Genomic DNA, 17,472 nt, shown 5'->3' with positions numbered 1-17,472 from the left:
TGAAACAATGGGCTGGAGTCCAATCGAGAAATCATTCAAAAATTGGCGAGTCAAACCTAATTTACAAAACTATGAAGAAACGCGCCGTATATTTTCTTGGGCAGAAATCGACGCTGAACTCAAAGCAACCATTGAGGGATTGAATATTGCCGATATTGCGATCGATCGACATGCCAAAAGCGATCGAGCCGATCACATTGTCTTACGCTTTCTAAGAAAGAACTGGGATGTTCAAGATTTTACTTATCGCGATCTCGCTCTACAAACCAATCAATTCGCGAATGTTCTCAAAACGCTAGGAATTGCGAAGGGCGATCGCGTCTTTGCTCTCACAGGACGGATTCCATCTCTTTATATTGCTGCTCTTGGTACGTTGAAAAATGGCAGTGTGGTTTGTCCGCTTTTCTCTGCTTTTGGTCCAGAGCCGATTTATCAACGCATGAACCGAGGAGATGCCAAAGTCTTAGTGACAACTACCGCACTCTACCAACAGAAAGTCGTTGCATTGCGCGATCGATTGCCGAAGTTACAGCACATTCTTTTAGCAGATAGTGCAGATCATGTAGAAGACGGAATTTGGTCGCTTCCCAAGCTGATGCAAGTGGCTACTTCTGAGTTTGAGATCGTAAGCACTCAACCAGAAGATATGGCATTGCTGCACTTCACGAGTGGCACAACTGGAATGCCCAAGGGTGCAATTCACGTTCACAAAGCCGTTTATGCTCATTACATGACGGCAAAGTATGTGCTCGATTTGCATCCTGATGATATTTTTTGGTGTACGGCTGATCCAGGTTGGGTGACTGGAACGTCCTACGGGATCATTGCACCGCTGACTCATGGCGTCACTAGCATCATTGATGAAGCAGAGTTTGATGCCGATCGCTGGTATCGCATTCTCGAAACTCAAAAAGTAACCGTCTGGTACACGGCTCCGACGGCGATTCGGCGATTGATGCGCCTCGATATTGACCCGAAAGCCGAATATGATCTGAGCCATCTGCGACTCGTGCATAGTGTGGGAGAACCGCTGAATCCCGAAGCAGTGGTTTGGGGGCAGGAAAAGCTAGGCTTACCGATTCACGATAACTGGTGGCAAACCGAAACAGGTGGCATCATGATCGCCAACTATGCCACAATGCCGATTCGTCCAGGATCAATGGGTCGTCCTATTCCTGGGGTAGAAGCCGCGATCGTGCGGCGGCATGAGGATGGCACGATCGAACAAATTGACCAACCGGGCATTGATGGAGACTTAGCCCTAAAACCGGATTTTCCCTCAATCTTTCGCGGCTATCTGCATGATGAAGAACGCTACCGCAAATGCTTTGTTGGAGATTGGTACATCACAGGCGACTTAGCCATGCGCGATCGCGATGGCTACTTCTGGTTTATGGGACGCGAAGACGACATCATCAAAACTTCGGGACACATGGTTAGTCCCTTTGAGGTCGAAAGTGCATTGATGGAGCATCCAGCGGTAGCGGAAGCGGGCGTGATTGGTAAACCTAATCCGATGATTGGTGAGCTAGTCAAAGCCTTTGTTGCCCTCAAACCAGGGCGAGAACCTAGTGAAGCGCTCAAACTAGAACTTTTGGGATTTGCTCGACAAAAACTAGGGGCTGCTGTAGCTCCAAAAGAATTGGAATTTCAAGAATCATTGCCCAAAACTCGAAGCGGTAAGATTATGCGGCGATTGCTGAAAGCGCGTGAATTAGGGTTACCCGAAGGCGATCTATCGACATTGGAGACGAACTGATGAAGAAGAAACATGCAACGATACAATCTCCTACTTCTGTTGATTCCAATCAAGCACATTTGCACGATCTTCTTTATCAAATGCTACGGATTCGTCGCTTTGAAGATAAGTGTGCAGAACTCTATAGCGCCATGAAAATTCGCGGTTTTTTGCATCTGTACAACGGCGAAGAAGCCGTTGCCGTGGGAGTTATGCAAGTCTTAAAACCCGATGATGCGATCGTGGCAACCTATCGCGAACATGGTCAAGCCCTAGCACGCGGAATTCCCATGAATACAGTAATGGCAGAAATGTTCGGTAAGCAAGAAGGCTGTTGTCGAGGGCGGGGAGGATCGATGCATTTATTTGATAAAGAGCATCGCTTCTATGGAGGTAACGCGATCGTAGGTGGTGGTTTACCCTTAGCGGTTGGGCTGGCTTTAGCTGATAAGAAATTGGGCAGAAAACGGCTCACCTGCTGTTTTTTTGGTGATGGCGCCGTTGCAGAAGGAGAGTTTCACGAATCTATGAATTTAGCGTCTCTCTGGCAAGTCCCGTTATTGTTCGTTTGTGAGAATAATCAGTATGCAATGGGAACGGCTCTGAAGTATTCTCACTCAGTCACAAATCTGGTTCAGAAAGCGGAAAGCTATGGCATCGATCATGCAGTTGTGGATGGCATGGATGTTCTAGCAGTAGAGCAAGCTGCTCAAAAAGCAGCGGTTGAAGTCCGGGAAAATGGAAAGCCTTTCTTTCTAGAATGTGTCACCTATCGTTTCCGAGCGCACTCGATGTTTGACCCAGAACTCTACCGAGATAAAGCTGAAGTCGAAGAATGGAAACAACGCTGTCCCATCTCAACACTCACGCAACAGTTAAAAGCACAAGGACAGATCACAGATGCTGATGTGGAAAGGATGGAACAATCGATCCGTCAAGAGATCAAAGATGCGATCGCATTTGCGGAAGCGGGAACTTGGGAACCTGTGGAAGAATTAAATCGCTTTGTCTACTCAGAGCCAAACGTCTAGGGGGACACTATGAACTATGGAATTGACACCCATACAGACAATCCACCGCTGATGATTCAGACAACCTATCGAGAAGCAGTGCGAGACGCAATCCGAGAGGCAATTCTGAAAGACGATCGCGTGTTCCTGATGGGCGAAGATGTCGGACAGTATGGCGGTGCTTTTGGAGTAACAAAAGGACTGTTGAAAGAATTGGGTGCCGACAAGATCATGGACACGCCGCTGTGTGAGTCTGGGTTTACCGGAGCCGGAATTGGCGCAGCACTGAACGGAATGCGCCCGATCGTGGAAGTGATGACAGTTAACTTTAGCTTGTTGGCTGCCGATCAAATTCTCAATACAGCAGCAACCTATCTGCATATGTCCGGCGGGTTGTTCAATGTTCCGCTCGTGATTCGCATGGGAACCGGAGGAGGCAAACAACTAGCAGCACAGCACTCTCATAGTTTAGAAGGATGGTATGCTCACATTCCTGGAATTAAAGTTCTGACTCCAGCAGTGCTTGAAGATGCGCGTGGAATGCTTTGGACAGCGCTGGAAGATCCCGATCCCGTCCTCATTTTTGAGAATACGTTGCTCTACAACATGGAAGGGGAACTTCCAGCTAATGCTGGAGCAGTAGATATCGATCGTGCTTGTATTCGTCGAATTGGGCATGACGTAACGCTCATTAGCTACAGTGCCAGTTTATTCAAAGCACTCGAAGCCGCAGAAACCCTAGCTCAAGAAGGAATCGAAGCAGAAGTGATTGATTTACGGGTTCTGCGTCCACTGGATGAGGCTACGTTTCTCACCTCGATCGCGAAAACGCATCGAGCTGTGATTATTGATGAAGGTTGGCGCAGTGGCAGTATCTCTGCGGAGATTAGCGCTCGCATTATGGAAAAAGCATTCTATGACTTAGATGCTCCTGTAGAACGGATTTGCTCAGCCGAAGTTCCCGTGCCCTATGCCAATCATTTAGAACAAGCTGCCTTGCCTCAATCTGCGACGATCGTCAATACAGTCCGGAGGATGGTGACTCGACATGGCTGAATTTCGTATGCCCAGTTTAGGGGCGGATATGAGAACCGGAACCTTAGTCGCCTGGAGAGCCAAACCTGGCGATCATCTCAAGTACGGTGACATTATTGCAGATGTGGAAACCGATAAAGGCATCATGGAAATTGAGGTCTTTGAAAACTGTACTGTTGAGGAACTCCTGCTGGAGCCGGATACTAAAGTGCCCGTGGGAACGCCAATGGCGAGATTGAAATTAGAAAACGGTGCGGAAAAAGAAGCGATTGCGGTCACCGATCGCGAACAACCTAGCCCACCTCCTACAATCGAAGCTCCGACGAGTTCAGTACCCACTCTTGCTAAAGAGGAACGATTGCGCGTTTCGCCGCTAGCTCGCAAGGTAGCGACTGAACTGGGTGTGGACTTAACTCAGGTGAAAGGATCTGGAGCCGATGGTGCGATTCATCGAATTGATGTAGAAGAAGCTGCAAAAGCTCTGAAACCAACACCGAAGCCAGAAGAAAAAGTTATCCCTCCATCGCCTGCAGCGAAACCGACTACAACTGATTTTCAGGCAGGAATGCGACGCGCGATCGCGGCTGCTATGTCTCGCTCTAATCGCGAGATTCCTCACTACTATCTCGAAACTCGAATTGATATGAGCCATGCACTGAGATGGCTTGAAGCAGAGAATCAGAAGCGATCGATAAAAGAGCGTATCTTACCTGTCGTTCTGCTGATCAAAGCAGTCGCTAAAGCATTAACTGACGTTCCAGAATTGAATGGATATTGGATTGAAGATCAGCTTCAAGTCCAAGAGGCAATTCACATCGGCTTTGCGATTTCCCTACGGCAAGGAGGACTAGTCACGCCTGCGATCCATCATGCGGATCTGAAAAGCCTTGATGAATTGATGGCGACCATGCGCGACTTAATTGAGCGTACGCGAGGAGGACATCTCCGTAGCTCAGAACTGTCTGATGCAACGATGACACTAACAAGCTTGGGAGATATCGGTGTCGAAAAAGTCTATGGGGTGATCTATCCACCCCAAGTTGCTTTGGTCGGTTTCGGCAAAATCTCTGAACAGCCTTGGGCAGAACAAGGAATGCTCGATGTTCGTCCGGTACTAGTTGCAACGCTAGCAGGGGATCATCGCGCAACGGATGGCATGATTGGTGCAAGATTTTTGCAAGCGGTCAACACACATCTTCAATCAGTAGAGAAATGGTAAAGAATACAGATTCATCAATGATTTTATGAAGGATGAAACAATGGCAATCACTAAAACTCAAATTCAAGAAACAATGTTCAGACTCTTGCAAAAGATTGCTCCTGGGTCTTCTCCAGAAACTTTAGGCAAGGATGATGATGTTCGAGAAACGCTCGGAATTGATTCTTATGATTTTCTCAATTTCATGATTGGACTGAACGAAGAATTTGGTGTGGAGATTCCAGAAACCGACTATGGGAAACTCATCACGCTTAACGATATCGTTCAGTATATTTCTACTCACGCTCAACAGTAAATCGTCGTCTTCATTGGATGAGTCCTGACTTAAGAAGTTGAAATGATTCAAACCAAGAAAAATGAAGATGACCGATACTGAGAAAATCAACCACAATGTGCATGGCAATAATGGAAATTACTGCACGATAGCGCCATAGCAACCATACCCAAATTGCTGACATCAACGCCGAAATAAAAACTGGTGCAATGAAAAGATCATGCTTGGGTAGTACCTGAATCCAAAATAGAGAATGAATCAAGCCAGAATATAAAACATTGCTGGCATAGCCACACATAAAGATGCAAATCGGTGCATTTTGAAACTTCTGGCGTCCAATGTAGCAGCCAACCAAGAACCAAAAGATAAACATGAATTGCTCAAGAATACCGTTCAACACGGAAAATACAGCGAGGTCTACGAAATGATAATGACCTGTGTCCCGCTTTACGGTGAATAAAACATAAGTTCCCGATGCTAAGAGCGTCACAATCCACCCCAAAAGCAAGGTGAGGTGATACCCTTTTTTCTCCTGCCCAGAAGCTGAACGCGGACTCAGTAACCCATTTGCACGATCTCGTCTAGCAATCACTAAAGCGGTCGCGATCGCACAAAATAGCCAGTAAATCCAGATACCAGTTTTAATTGCCAAAAAGGTTTCCTCTCACTGTTTTACGCTCTTTTCAAAGTACTGTCTGAAGCATAAAGGCGAACGTTTCCCATTAGCTCTGTTAATGGAAACCGCGTCCCAAATGCGGGAAGTGGGCGAGGTGCTTTGGATGACGAGTGGGAGCAATTTCTGGCGGCTTTGCTACAGTGGGTTGAGATGGAAAAGCATCCGGTTGCCTGAGATCTGTAATCAGTTGGTCAATGAGCTGAGTCGCGACATGCGCCATGATGAAAATGTGATTGTAGGCTCGCTTTTGCCCATTCACAAATAGCGTTTCACTAGATAGCGAGTACTTGAAAATAATATTGGGATTCGCTTGCTTAAACCGAATCGTCAGCGAGAGTGGTGTCCGTTCTACCCACAAAGATTCACCCAAGTGCTGCTCTAGCTTCTTGAGCTTTTGAACAGCATATTCTGCCATCTTTTCGGTATACAGGGCTTTTTCCATCTCGCCTTCATAGGAAGTTTTCGCCAAGTAGTCCCATAAAATCATCGCCGATAAACCATTGCGTGACCCGGCAAATGTGGTATCAGGAGAGCCTATATACTCTGGATTATCTGGTGGACGCAACTGATATTTTGTTTTCGTCATGTAGATGCCGCAAGGACAAGGTGCCCCGATCCACTTATGTCCACTCATCGCGATCGAATGCACAAATGGTAATCGGAAATCAAAATTAGGTCCGCGTCGAGCAATTTTTTCAGCATTGTATGCCATCTCCACAAATGGCATATACGCGGCTCCCAAGGCACCATCCACATGAAACCAGTATCCAGTGCGAATATCGAATTGATTTGGATCGCTCGGGTCGTAGTACACTTTGCGTTCCTGCAGCCCATAGCGCTGAAAAATCGGCATCAGTGCTTTCCCTGCTGCTTCCACATCGTCATAAGCACCTTTGAAAGTGGTGCCATAGTTGAAACAGATTAAGATGGGATAGCCTTTTGCTGCAAAAAACTCGACGAGCTTTACTAGCGAGGGAATATCGATCGAGCCTGGTCCTGTACTGCCTTGGGTGGATGGTACTTCTTTTGGCCACGGCTGACCCGGGGCTAGAGGGTTCTCGTTGGGATAGTAGTGCTGACCTAGTTCATAAAATGTATGGAGTCCGAGGACAATGCCTGCTTTGATAATCGAGTAGTGAGTGTCTTCGGAGTAAAACACAACAGGGGTATAAGCATGAGGCTTTCCATCTAGCGGCAATGCCTGTTTGTAAATGAGGCGGCGAAGTAGAGATCGAGGATGTCCTCCAAAACTGGCGACCCTCGCTTCTTCTTCAGCCGTGTGTTCTTCTAGGAGGAGATTGCCTGCTAAATAATCGCGTGCATTCCATAACCCATAGAGATTGCCTTCAGTGCATCCCATGCTGACTACATATCCCCAGTAAGACTCTCCATCGGCGGGATTATGAGGTAAGCGAGCATTCCACACCCGAGCATAGTAATCGAGTACAGCCCGCTCCATCCATTTACTATGAATCGTAAGATTCCCATCGATAAAGGGATCGCCCACGTTATTGACGTGATAGTTTAGATAGGGCTTGAGATCATCTTCGTAATCCAACTGCTGATTGACTTGGTATCCGAGGAAATGTGCCTTTTGGATAGATAAGTATTCGTGTAATTGAGCGAGTGCTTTAGCACGTTGTTCCTCGGTTAAACCTGTTGAGGGTAGTTGAAAATCTTCGATCGTAATATTCCTAAGCGATGGATAGGCTGAAGATGGGTGATGGATAGGCATCGACGCGTTTGAGTGACTATCCTGATTCCTAAAATGATTCGCATCACGATTCATAACGCTTTCTCCTGACCATCACTCTTTCAATTATCGATCTATAGGCGTTGTGATTGTATTGAATTTATCTTTATTTACTTTTTGATCTATTTTGGTGCAACTGGTACAGAGTTTTTTGAGCTTTTTCGGACAATAAAAGAATGCGTGTCTACTCTCCTTGTGCTTCTTCAAGATTGAATAGACTAACAATCACACCCGCGATCGGGACTGCTAAAAAGAGACCTAGTAGTCCTGAGATCTTCGTTCCAACCAAGAGCGCAAAAAATACAACCACTGGACTGAGATGAATGGTGCTTTGCATGACACGCGGAGACAGAAGATTATCTTGCAACTGTTGTAAAACTACACAAATGAGTAATACCTTGAACGCGATGAGCCAGTTACTTTGTACAAAAATAATTAAACAAACAAGAGACACGCCGAGCGTTGCACCAATGCCAGGAATTAAGTCAAACACCCCGATCGTGACCGCAAGCAAAAACGGAAATGGAATTTGAAACAGTGCAAAAACGAGAAACGTAGCAATGCTCAGCAAAAATGAGATGAGCAACTGCCCGCGAAGAAATCCGAAAAAGTTTGTTTGGACTGCGATCGACACACGGTTGCGGTGTTGGGCAGGGACTAACTTGAGTACGAGTCGCCATAGCTTTGCACCATCGATCAGCATGAAAAATGCAACAACTAAGATAATGATAAACGTGACATAATTCTGGAAGAGAACGGGCAGAGAACTAACGATCCAGTTCAAGCTCACGACAAACACATCGCGAATTTGGGCTTCGATCACGTCAAGGTTGAACGGAATGTTGCGCGCTGCCAATGTACTTTGCAGCTGGTCAAATGGATTGTTTGAAGTATTTAAAGCCTGAAGAAGTAGCGTTGCTAATTGCTGGACTTGATTGGTCAAGGTCAGCCCGATCGTAACGACTGCAGCAATAATCGTGATCAGGCTTAGTGCAATGACTAACCCTAATGCAAGTCTGCGTCCGACAAAGCGCTGTAAAAATTGCAGTGGATAGTTGAGCAAGAGCGCTAGAATCCCTGAAAGCGCGAACACAAAGATCACGTACTCAAAATATTGAAAGATAGCAACTAATGCCCAACCGGAGGCAAAGAAGAGCAGAAAACGCACTAATGTATTCGTACTGATCTGACTCCAACGCGATCGATGTTTTTTGGGATCTGGCGCTTGATTCATGATGACTACTCTCTAGGCTAAATGTGCTATTACATAGCAGCATGTGCGACTGTCAGTAGACTGGCAATCCACCTCATCATCCTGATTACAATTTCCCAGTTCCTCGTTAGAATTTGCATTGCTGTTTCAGAGCTTCTAACTGGCATGTTTGTCTTTTTCCCTGCGAAATGAAACTCCGTTTTTTGAGTGAATCTGTCTAAAGAGACATTCGCATTTTGCAAGCAAAATCGCTTCCGCCAAAAGGTAAGTCTTTCTGCCACAGATTAGGATAGAAGAGTCCAAAGATTGCAAGCGTTTCTCACGCCTGAGCCAACGATGTTGGAGCAGTTTGATTTGATCTTTCTGAAAAAACTAATTTTTTATACAGTGTCAAAAGATTAGACATTAACTCATTCGCGCATCACCTGTTTGCGGCATTCATCTGCAAGCAGAACAATCGGAGGACAGACCAGTAGTGCTAGCCATTGCATCGGTTGTAACGCGATCGTGGAAAAGATCGATTGCAGTGGAGCGAGATAGATAATTGACAGAATTAACATCCATTCAGTTGCAATTCCCAACCAGATCAAGCGATTGCTAAAAAAGCCTAAGCGAAAAATTGAAACTCGTTCGGATCGACAAGCAAACACGTTTCCGACTTGAGCAGCAACGATCGCAGCTAAAGTCATCGTCATCGCTTGGTTATAGACGATCATGGTTCTTGCATCAGCAGAATGAGACAAGATACTCGGAGTCAAGGCTTGTAAGTCGCTGAAGCTATAACCTTGGCTAAACCAAACGAAAAAGAACCCTGCCATACCGAGAATTCCTTCAATTGGACCCAAAAAGCAATATGCTCGCATCAGCAATTTTTTATCAAGCAGGCGCTTTGATTTGTGACGGGGGCGTTGCTGCATTGTGCCGACTTCTGGTGCTTCTGCTCCTAACGCCAGCGCCGGAACCATATCAGTTCCTAGATCAATTGCAAGAATTTGCAGAATCACTAGCGCGGGCGGAATCTTAAACAACACCATAAACAAAAATGGGAAGAACTCGGGCACGTTGGAGACCAAGATATACGTCAAGAACTTGCGAATATTCTGATAAACCGCGCGACCTTGTTCGATCGCACTGACGATCGTGGCAAAGTTATCATCGATCAGTACAATATCTGCGGCTTCGCGTGCTACATCTGTCCCACTCATTCCCATTGCGATGCCAATATTGGCAGCCCGTAAAGCAGGCGCGTCATTCACACCATCTCCTGTGACTGCCACAATATGACCCAGAGCTTTATACGCTTCTACTAAGCGCAATTTCTGTTCCGGCATGACTCTTGCAAAGATTAAGCCGTTTTGACGTGCCAGAATTTGCCGCAGTTGCGTATTGGATAAATGACTGAGTTGCTCTCCGGTAATCACTCGTGCCTGCTGCTTGACGAGTCCGATATGTTTCGCGATCGCTTCTGCGGTCAATCCATAATCCCCGGTAATCATCGTGACGTGAATGCCTGCCTCGTGACATTGTGCAATTGCCTTTGCTACTTCAGGACGTGGTGGATCTATCATTGCAACTAATCCGAGAAACGTTAAATTCTGCTCCAACACTTCATCAGATTGCTGAATGAGATCCGAATCAACCGATTTTGTGGCAATGCCTAAAACGCGGTAGCCTTGTTTTGCGAACTCATCATTTGCTGTTGTAATCTCAAGACGATCTGCTTCAGTCATCGATTTTGTCTGTCCCTGCTGAAGGATCAATGGACTATGAGCTAAAACATCGAGGGGCGCACCTTTTGTAAATACCAGGAATGTAGTTTGAGAGAATGTAGTTTGAGAGTGTGCATCCGGCATGAATAATGAATGCGCGGATGAGTTGCCTGAAACGACAACACTCATCATACGTCGATGTGAATCAAAGGGGACTTCTCGAACTCGGGGAGCGAGGTGCTGGAGTTTATCGATCGACAATTTATTTTTAAGTGCGGCAACCAGTAAAGCAACTTCTGTGGGATCACCGATTGCTTGCCATAGACTTGACCCTGCTTGATGATTAAGTCGTGCGTTGCAACATAGAGCACTTGCGGTGAGCAGTCGATTCACGTGTGGAATTTGAGTATCATCGGTGATTTGAACTTGACCCGTCGGATCATATCCGGTTCCCGTGACTTCTAACGCGACTCCCGGAATCCAGAGTTGGCGTACCGTCATTTCATTTTTTGTCAGAGTGCCTGTTTTATCGGTGCAAATGGTTGTCGTTGCACTTAAGGTTTCTACTGCCGAGAGTCGTCGCACGAGAGCATTCTGTCTTGCCATGCGTCGAACCCCGATCGCGAGTGCTAAACTCACGGTTGGCAACAATCCTTCTGGGATAAATGCAACAATAATCCCGATCGCAAAGATGAAACTCTCTTTCACATCCATACCCACAAGCAAGGTTGTCAAAGCAAAGAGTAAAATTCCCATGCCAACTGCAATTGCAGTAATCACATGCACGACTCGGGTAATTTCAACTTCGAGCGTACTGGCATCACGTTGGATATTTGCAGTTAAGTGTGCGACTTGTCCAAATTCTGTATGTGTGGCAGTTGCATAGACGACAGCTTTAGCACGTCCAGAGGCAACGGTTGATCCTGCAAAGACGAGATTCGGCGCATCTGAGGGATGTAGTTTCTCATTCATGACTGCATCGCTCGATCGCGGAACAGGCATCGATTCTCCAGTCAGGACTGAAACATCCACAGAAAGAGACTGGCTCGAAACCAGTCTTGCATCCGCAGAAATGCGATCGCCTTCTTCGAGTTCGATCACATCGCCTGGAACTAATTCTTGAGCGGGAAGGGTTTGTAAGCGGCCGTTACGATAGGCTTTGACCTGCATGGGCAGCACATTCTTGAGCGCAGATAAAGCTTGCTCCGCTTGAAACTCCTGCCAGAAGCTAAAGATCGCATTAATCCAAATGACTGCCCAGATTGCCCAACCGAGTTGGGGTGTGCCTGAAACAAAAGCGAGAGTGCCTGCCGCCCACAACAGTAACGCCATGAAGTGAGTCAATTGGTCGGCAAAGCGTAACCACAGCGATCGTTGAGCAGGCTCAGGTAATTCGTTGTAACCATAGTGCACTAATCGCTCGGCAGCTTCTTGATCGGAAAGCCCTTCTGTGTTTGTGTTGGCATGTTCATAAACTGTCTCAGGAGGTAATGTCCAAATTGGTAGGTGTAAGTTCATGGCTCACAATTCTTCAGAAGCACTACAAAAGAAAACGCTGAAATGATAGAGAGAGACAACCATTTCAGCGCGATTATAATGTGAGAAAACAGCTTCCTACAGTTTTGCAATCAAACGAGTCAAACTGTTTCAAATGACTATGTTTTGGTTTCATGCTTGTTGGGTCAAATCTACTTTCATCACTTTAGGTTTTGCTGCTTCTGCTTTCGGAAGCGTTAAGGTTAGAACACCATCTTTGAAGTTTGATTTGACTTGATCATGCTTCACCGTTGATGGAAGAGGCACGGTGCGAGCAAATTGCCCATAGTTGAATTCAGAACGGTAGTAACCTTTTTCTTCAGTTTTCGTTTCTTGTTGATGCTCGCCTTTGAGCATGACTGCTTCTGGACTAACTTGCACATCGAGATCTTTCGCTTCAATTCCAGGAATTGCGGCTTTGAGAACAATCTCGGTATCCGTTTCTTGAAGTTCGATCGCGGGCATCCACTTCATTTCACCATTCACCGCCGGGATCGGAAAATCGCGGTCTGCTAACCCTTCAAACAACCGATCCATTTGCCGATGAAGAAGATCCAATTCTCGCATTGGTTGCCAACGAATAAGCGGCATAATCTTCCCTCCTTTGTAGATTTAGATTGGAGAGAGCCTTTTGTTAGCTCTAGACTGAAAGTAGAACAAGAATTTGAGGATCTTGTGAAGATCAAAATTGAACTTCGTGACTACTGCGACGTGGGGTTGGCTGAGTGCTGGTACAATAGCCTAGCCGTAGTAGAACTTGAGGGTATCCCTCACGGTTCAGGCTACTTTGAAGTTGAGACCGCACTTCTGGCATCTGAATCGGGGCATTGAAAAATGAGGCAACAATGCCCAAACTTTGGGCACGCAGTAGAATTTTCTGAAGGGCTTGTCCTACATTTAGCCAATCGATTGGTGTGTCGCCATTGGTTCCTAAGACTGCGATCGCAGAGGCACTCTGTAAAAGTTGCTCATTCTGTTTAGCAATCTGATTGCCTAAATTAAAATAGCGAGTCAGCCAAGAAAGCACAACTGTTAAGAAATCAAATCTTGGCGGCACACCTAAAGCATAAGCAGGAAGACCATCATGTCGTGGATTAGATCCAGAGTGCATCCAAGCTGAGAGTTCTTTGCGAATTTCTGGATCTGCCATCTGTAAGCGATCAGCAAGATTGACTAAATTCAGAAGATGGGATTTTGCTTTCTGCCCTTGAACAAGATGCAACCATGCGCCTTCTTCAACTGCGATCACTTGCAACCATTGCAAAACGGTTGTAGGAATGTCCCAGGCCTCAAAGGGTCGTCGGGTCGTATGGCGTTGGGAAATTGCTTCAAACAAAGACTTCTCTTCAGCCGTTTCCTGGTTCCAACTTCCTAAACGAATCTGCGCGAGTAGATTGGGTTGATCTGAATTGGGTAACATCTGAATGTCACCTTGATAACCAAAATGATGTAATGCTAGTCGCAAATTTAACAATGCTGCACCACAACTAATGATCAGTTCTCGATGCTCCGGATCAACATAAGACAGAGCACGATCGAGATCTGCCCATAACTCGATTGTCTCCTGCTGAATCGTGAATTTCCAAGGTTGAGTATTGTGCCCAGAGGGTGCTAGCACAGCATAATTGAGTATGAATTGAAGTTGCTGGGTTGGACTGCCTTGCGGTGGAAAGTCTTGGTCTGAAACCTGCCACGGTTGGAGAGAGAGATGAGACATAGAATTTCACTCCAATAAATCCTGCATTCAACAAGAAGAACAGATCAAAGTTTCTAAGGGTGTCCTCATATGAATGGTTATAGAGAAAAATCGTGAGGAAGTTGTGAGGATGATTCAGACTAATCAGACTCAGATGATGTTCCTCACAACTTCCTCATCATTGTTCCGTATTCTAGAAGGTGCGAAAAGCTAAAGGTACGATCAAGTTAACAGGATCGCACCAAGCGTGTTTGCGTCATTTCGCAAAAACATCCTGACTCTAGGCGAGGGATTTCCTATGTCGAAAACTATCCTCAACGTCGCGCAATACCCGATTCTGCAAGAAATCGAAAGGATCTTAGAATCGTATCCTCATCATCCTTACCAGCAGGCATTCGCTCATCCCGATCTGCAACAGCAATTAGTAGCTTGGGTTTTGAATCGAGTTCCTAATGTGTTTATTGTAACAGAGGAAACTGAAGAAGCGATTGTTCACCCAACTTATGCACCGCACTGTAGCGATCAGAAATCTTGTCTAGAATTTGTGATTCGAGAAGGGATTCAAGAGGTTCTAGCTCAGAATCAGAAAGAAATTGAGCATGATATTCCACAAGAAGAAATGCCTGGACAAGCTGCTTCGCATTGGTTTGGTTAAGTTCAAGTGTGTCTGATGTTGGCAGATTTGGAAGCCATTTAAATCTGCCAATTCTAGGGCTTCTACTGTTCTTGTACCTTGAGAGAAAATTACGATGAATTGGAAGCAGTGGATTCTGGTGTTTATCTCTACGATTGTGTTGCTCTTTGCGGGTCAAGCACTCGCACAAACAGACATCAATGTGAACAACACAAATCTGATTCGATTCGGTGGAGATGTCACGGTTCAAGAAAAGCAAGTCGTCGAAAATGCTCATGCGATCGGAGGTTCTGTGATCGTGCAACCGAATGGGCGAGTCACACAAACCGCGATCGCAATTGGTGGCAATGTCACACTCAAGAAAGGGGCACGAGTCGATGGAGATGCTTATGCGATCGGCGGTAAAGTTGTGCAAGAAGAAGGGGCAACGATTGGAGGCGCAAAAGGCACATTGGGTGACGATGGCAGCATGGGAATGCATCGCGATCGTAATTCTTTCTGGGTAAGGTATGCAGCACAAAGTGCTTTTCGGATCATGAGTGCGATAATTGCTGCGATTGTTGGCGTGATTTTACTTCGCGCTGCCCCTGCATTTATGCCAAACTTAGCAGCAACGATACGGCAATATCCGAGTCAAAGTACTTTATGGGGGATTGGGGCGATTGTTGCTGTGATTGCGCTGAATATTTTCCTTGCCATTACTCTCATCGGCATTCCTTTAATTCCGTTAGTAATTTTAATCGCGAGTCTTGCCTCTTTTGGTGGCTCATTAGGACTCTCGCTCTTGGTCGGGCAAATCGTCGTAAAGAGTGGTCAGCCCACTCAAGTGCAACAATTTTTGATTGGATTATTGATTGTTACAGTTCTTGCCCTGATTCCCGGTCTAGGCGGGCTTGTTCTGTTTGTTGTGAGTGTATTTGGGCTAGGAGCATTGCTAGCTTGGAAAATAGGGAAGATACAACCCCACGCGATGGGATAGTTTATCGAGATTGCACTGATTCAGGGCGAATCAGTGCAATCTCATCAGTTTTCACTACTGAAATCGTCAGCTTTTAATCGTTGCACATCATAATTGCGCCTTAATTCTAAAGGTTTGCGATCGAGATTTTCATCGATCGCAATTGCACCTTGAAGCACTGCTCCGCTAAAGTTTGCATCAAGATCAGTTCCCGTCAAATCTACATCCGTTAAAATTGCATCACTGAAGTTTGCATGACTCAATTTCACATGAGCTAAATTTGCCCCGGTCAAATTTGCGTGTTGCAAATTTGCTCGACTTAAATCTGCATGAATTAGATAAGCTCGACTGAGATTTGCTCCGCTCAGATTTGCCCCGATTAGATTCGTGTGGCTTAGATCTGCACCTGTTAAGTCCGTTCTCCGTAAATCGCTCCCTGACAAATTTGCTTCGCCTAGATTTGCCCCTTGTAAGTTTGTCTCTGCTAAATTTACATGCTTCATGTTCGCTTGGCTGAGGTTCCCTCCGGCAAGTGATGCACCCTTAAACGTTGTGCCTTGCAACTCGGCTTGACTCAAATTTGCTTCTGCTAAGTTTGCTTGGCTGAAATCTGCGCCACTTAGATCTGCGTGGCTGAGATTCGCCCCTGCAAGGTTCGCACTGTTAAAATTGGTCGCACTGAGGTCTGCATTGAGCAGATTCGCGCCTTGTAATTCGCTGTCGGCAAAATCTGCTCCATAAAGATGAGCATTGCTAAGATTTGCATTTGTGAGTGTTGCCTGACGAAGATCAGCGTTGATTAAGTCAGCTTCGCAGAGTTGAGCCTGATCGAGGTGAACGCCCTGTAGATTTCCACCTCTCAAGATCAAAGAATGCAGTGAAGCTTGAGAAAGATCGGGCACATAATCAGGATAAGCTTGTCTCCAAGCGTTCCAAGACTTAGCGCCTTGTTTGATCAGAATGAGTAATTGTTCGGCTACCATGATGATGCGTCCTGATTGGGGTTGAGCTAGAGAATCGCAATGAACTATCCTCCGCACAAGTTGGTGTAGAAATCTGATGTTGGGCTTTTTGGAAACTCCTCACAATACTCTTCAAAGGTGTGTTTGAGCAGTTGATCAATGTGCTGTTCGCTCAATTCAGCTTGCAAAGCGTCTATGGTCTTCCAAGCAGCGATACAGGCAGGCGATCGCGCTCCTTGCTCTGTACACAGCTGATTTGCCTGTTGACGAGCTTGCTGCAATTCTGCTTCTAGATGCGGCTGTGAGATTGCAGGATGATGTCTCAAAAGCTCAGACACAGAAATCATGCCTACTTGCTGATCTTGGATAACAGGCGCTCTCAGCAATCGATGTTTTGCAAATAGTTGTGCAACTTCTTCAACTGTTGCGGCTGGATCAATGACAATACAAGGTTTGGTCATGAGTTCAGCAACGAAGGTTGTCTCTAAATTTTTGCCGAGCGCGACTCCCTTGTACAAGATGTCTGTTTCTGTGAGGATGCCGTAACTGTCTTGCTCATTTTGTCGATCGACAATCAGCGATCGACAAGCTTGCTCTTTCATCAGTTGAACTGCTTCTGCTACAGTTGCAGTTGCTTGAATCTTGGCAGCATTCAAACTCATCAGATCAATTGCATGCAACATAGAGTTCTCCTTACCGCTTTTTCAAGTCACAAGCTAGGCTGCGATGTCTTGAAAATGGTCGGTTGAATTCATTTTTAACTGCTTGTTTAAAGTCGAGTGAGATGTACCTGTCAATTGACCCTCTTCAAAGTTTGGCATTTCTGCCCAGCAGGAACGACAGAGCCAGTACAGCGTACCTTGACGAATGTGACGGAGTAACAGATTAGAGCAGCAGGGGCAAATAGACATCACTCTGGATTCCTAAAATTTAATGCTATCGATCTCATTTTTTTTCAGGATCTCGATGAGATAGAAGCCTGAGGGAGAACATGATAGAGATTAGTTCTAAAATTTGAGGAAGTTGTGAGGATCTCTATCTCTCAAGAGATTTTGTAAT

General features: G+C 45.9%; 15 protein-coding genes. 7 read left to right on the top strand and 8 right to left on the bottom strand.

The features are described from left to right. The first annotated feature begins 7 nt into the window (after positions 1-7). From acsA to ACMUEV_RS03610, 5 genes are read left to right on the top strand one after another with little or no spacing between them, the layout of a single operon-like run. Complete coding sequence (gene acsA / locus ACMUEV_RS03630) at positions 8-1,759, top strand: acetate--CoA ligase (RefSeq protein WP_190651746.1); 1,752 nt, start codon at positions 8-10, stop codon at positions 1,757-1,759. Beyond that, the gene (gene pdhA, locus ACMUEV_RS03625) at positions 1,759-2,769 is read left to right on the top strand and encodes a pyruvate dehydrogenase (acetyl-transferring) E1 component subunit alpha (RefSeq protein WP_190651747.1); all 1,011 of its coding nucleotides are present in this window, start codon (positions 1,759-1,761) and stop codon (positions 2,767-2,769) included. Before acsA ends, pdhA begins: the two co-directional genes overlap by 1 nt. Positions 2,770-2,778: 9 nt before the next feature. Then, complete coding sequence (locus tag ACMUEV_RS03620; RefSeq protein ID WP_190651748.1) at positions 2,779-3,804, top strand: alpha-ketoacid dehydrogenase subunit beta; 1,026 nt, start codon at positions 2,779-2,781, stop codon at positions 3,802-3,804. Then, complete coding sequence (locus ACMUEV_RS03615; protein WP_190651749.1) at positions 3,797-5,002, top strand: dihydrolipoamide acetyltransferase family protein; 1,206 nt, start codon at positions 3,797-3,799, stop codon at positions 5,000-5,002. The genes ACMUEV_RS03620 and ACMUEV_RS03615 overlap by 8 nt, the downstream gene beginning before the upstream one ends. A 40-nt stretch (positions 5,003-5,042) precedes the next feature. Then, positions 5,043-5,297, top strand: coding sequence for an acyl carrier protein (locus ACMUEV_RS03610; RefSeq protein WP_190651750.1), 255 nt, complete (start codon positions 5,043-5,045; stop codon positions 5,295-5,297). 10 nt (positions 5,298-5,307) lie between these two features. Here ACMUEV_RS03610 and ACMUEV_RS03605 read toward each other — a convergent pair whose 3' ends face one another. The 6 genes from ACMUEV_RS03605 to ACMUEV_RS03580 form a co-directional block, all read right to left on the bottom strand. Further along, complete coding sequence (locus tag ACMUEV_RS03605) at positions 5,308-5,928, bottom strand: hypothetical protein (protein ID WP_190651751.1); 621 nt, start codon at positions 5,926-5,928, stop codon at positions 5,308-5,310. A gap of 79 nt (positions 5,929-6,007) precedes the next feature. Further along, positions 6,008-7,687, bottom strand: a complete 1,680-nt coding sequence (locus ACMUEV_RS03600; RefSeq protein ID WP_190651752.1) for a pyridoxal-dependent decarboxylase — start codon at positions 7,685-7,687, stop codon at positions 6,008-6,010. 202 nt (positions 7,688-7,889) lie between these two features. Beyond that, on the bottom strand, positions 7,890-8,939 hold the full coding sequence (locus tag ACMUEV_RS03595; RefSeq protein WP_190651754.1) for an AI-2E family transporter: 1,050 nt from the start codon (positions 8,937-8,939) through the stop codon (positions 7,890-7,892). Between the two features lie 389 nt (positions 8,940-9,328). After that, a complete protein-coding gene (locus tag ACMUEV_RS03590) occupies positions 9,329-12,145 on the bottom strand; it encodes a cation-translocating P-type ATPase (protein WP_190651756.1) in 2,817 nt (938 codons plus the stop codon). A 150-nt stretch (positions 12,146-12,295) separates the two neighbouring features. Continuing rightward, positions 12,296-12,754, bottom strand: a complete 459-nt coding sequence (locus ACMUEV_RS03585; RefSeq protein ID WP_017290664.1) for an Hsp20/alpha crystallin family protein — start codon at positions 12,752-12,754, stop codon at positions 12,296-12,298. 91 nt (positions 12,755-12,845) lie between these two features. Then, positions 12,846-13,880, bottom strand: coding sequence for an Acg family FMN-binding oxidoreductase (locus ACMUEV_RS03580; RefSeq protein ID WP_190651758.1), 1,035 nt, complete (start codon positions 13,878-13,880; stop codon positions 12,846-12,848). A 277-nt stretch (positions 13,881-14,157) separates the two neighbouring features. On the opposite strand from ACMUEV_RS03580, the gene ACMUEV_RS03575 reads away from it, so the two are divergent. Then, the gene (locus tag ACMUEV_RS03575) at positions 14,158-14,514 is read left to right on the top strand and encodes a hypothetical protein (RefSeq protein WP_017290666.1); all 357 of its coding nucleotides are present in this window, start codon (positions 14,158-14,160) and stop codon (positions 14,512-14,514) included. Between the two features lie 94 nt (positions 14,515-14,608). Next, positions 14,609-15,472 (top strand): hypothetical protein, encoded by an 864-nt coding sequence (locus ACMUEV_RS03570; protein ID WP_190651760.1) that lies wholly within the window; start codon positions 14,609-14,611, stop codon positions 15,470-15,472. Between the two features lie 44 nt (positions 15,473-15,516). On the opposite strand, the gene ACMUEV_RS03565 is transcribed toward ACMUEV_RS03570, so the two are convergent. Both ACMUEV_RS03565 and ACMUEV_RS03560 read right to left on the bottom strand, forming a co-directional pair. Next, positions 15,517-16,434: a pentapeptide repeat-containing protein gene (locus tag ACMUEV_RS03565; protein ID WP_190651762.1), complete on the bottom strand. Its 918-nt coding sequence runs from the start codon at positions 16,432-16,434 to the stop codon at positions 15,517-15,519. 44 nt (positions 16,435-16,478) lie between these two features. Next, positions 16,479-17,096 (bottom strand): CBS domain-containing protein, encoded by a 618-nt coding sequence (locus ACMUEV_RS03560; protein WP_190651764.1) that lies wholly within the window; start codon positions 17,094-17,096, stop codon positions 16,479-16,481. Between the last annotated feature and the right edge of the window lie 376 nt (positions 17,097-17,472).

The sequence above is a fragment of the Leptolyngbya sp. FACHB-1624 genome (genome assembly GCF_047649235.1).
Classification (GTDB): domain Bacteria; phylum Cyanobacteriota; class Cyanobacteriia; order Leptolyngbyales; family Leptolyngbyaceae; genus Leptolyngbya; species Leptolyngbya boryana.
Note: the sequence above shows the minus strand (reverse complement) of the source record. Positions and strands in the feature narration are given on the sequence as shown.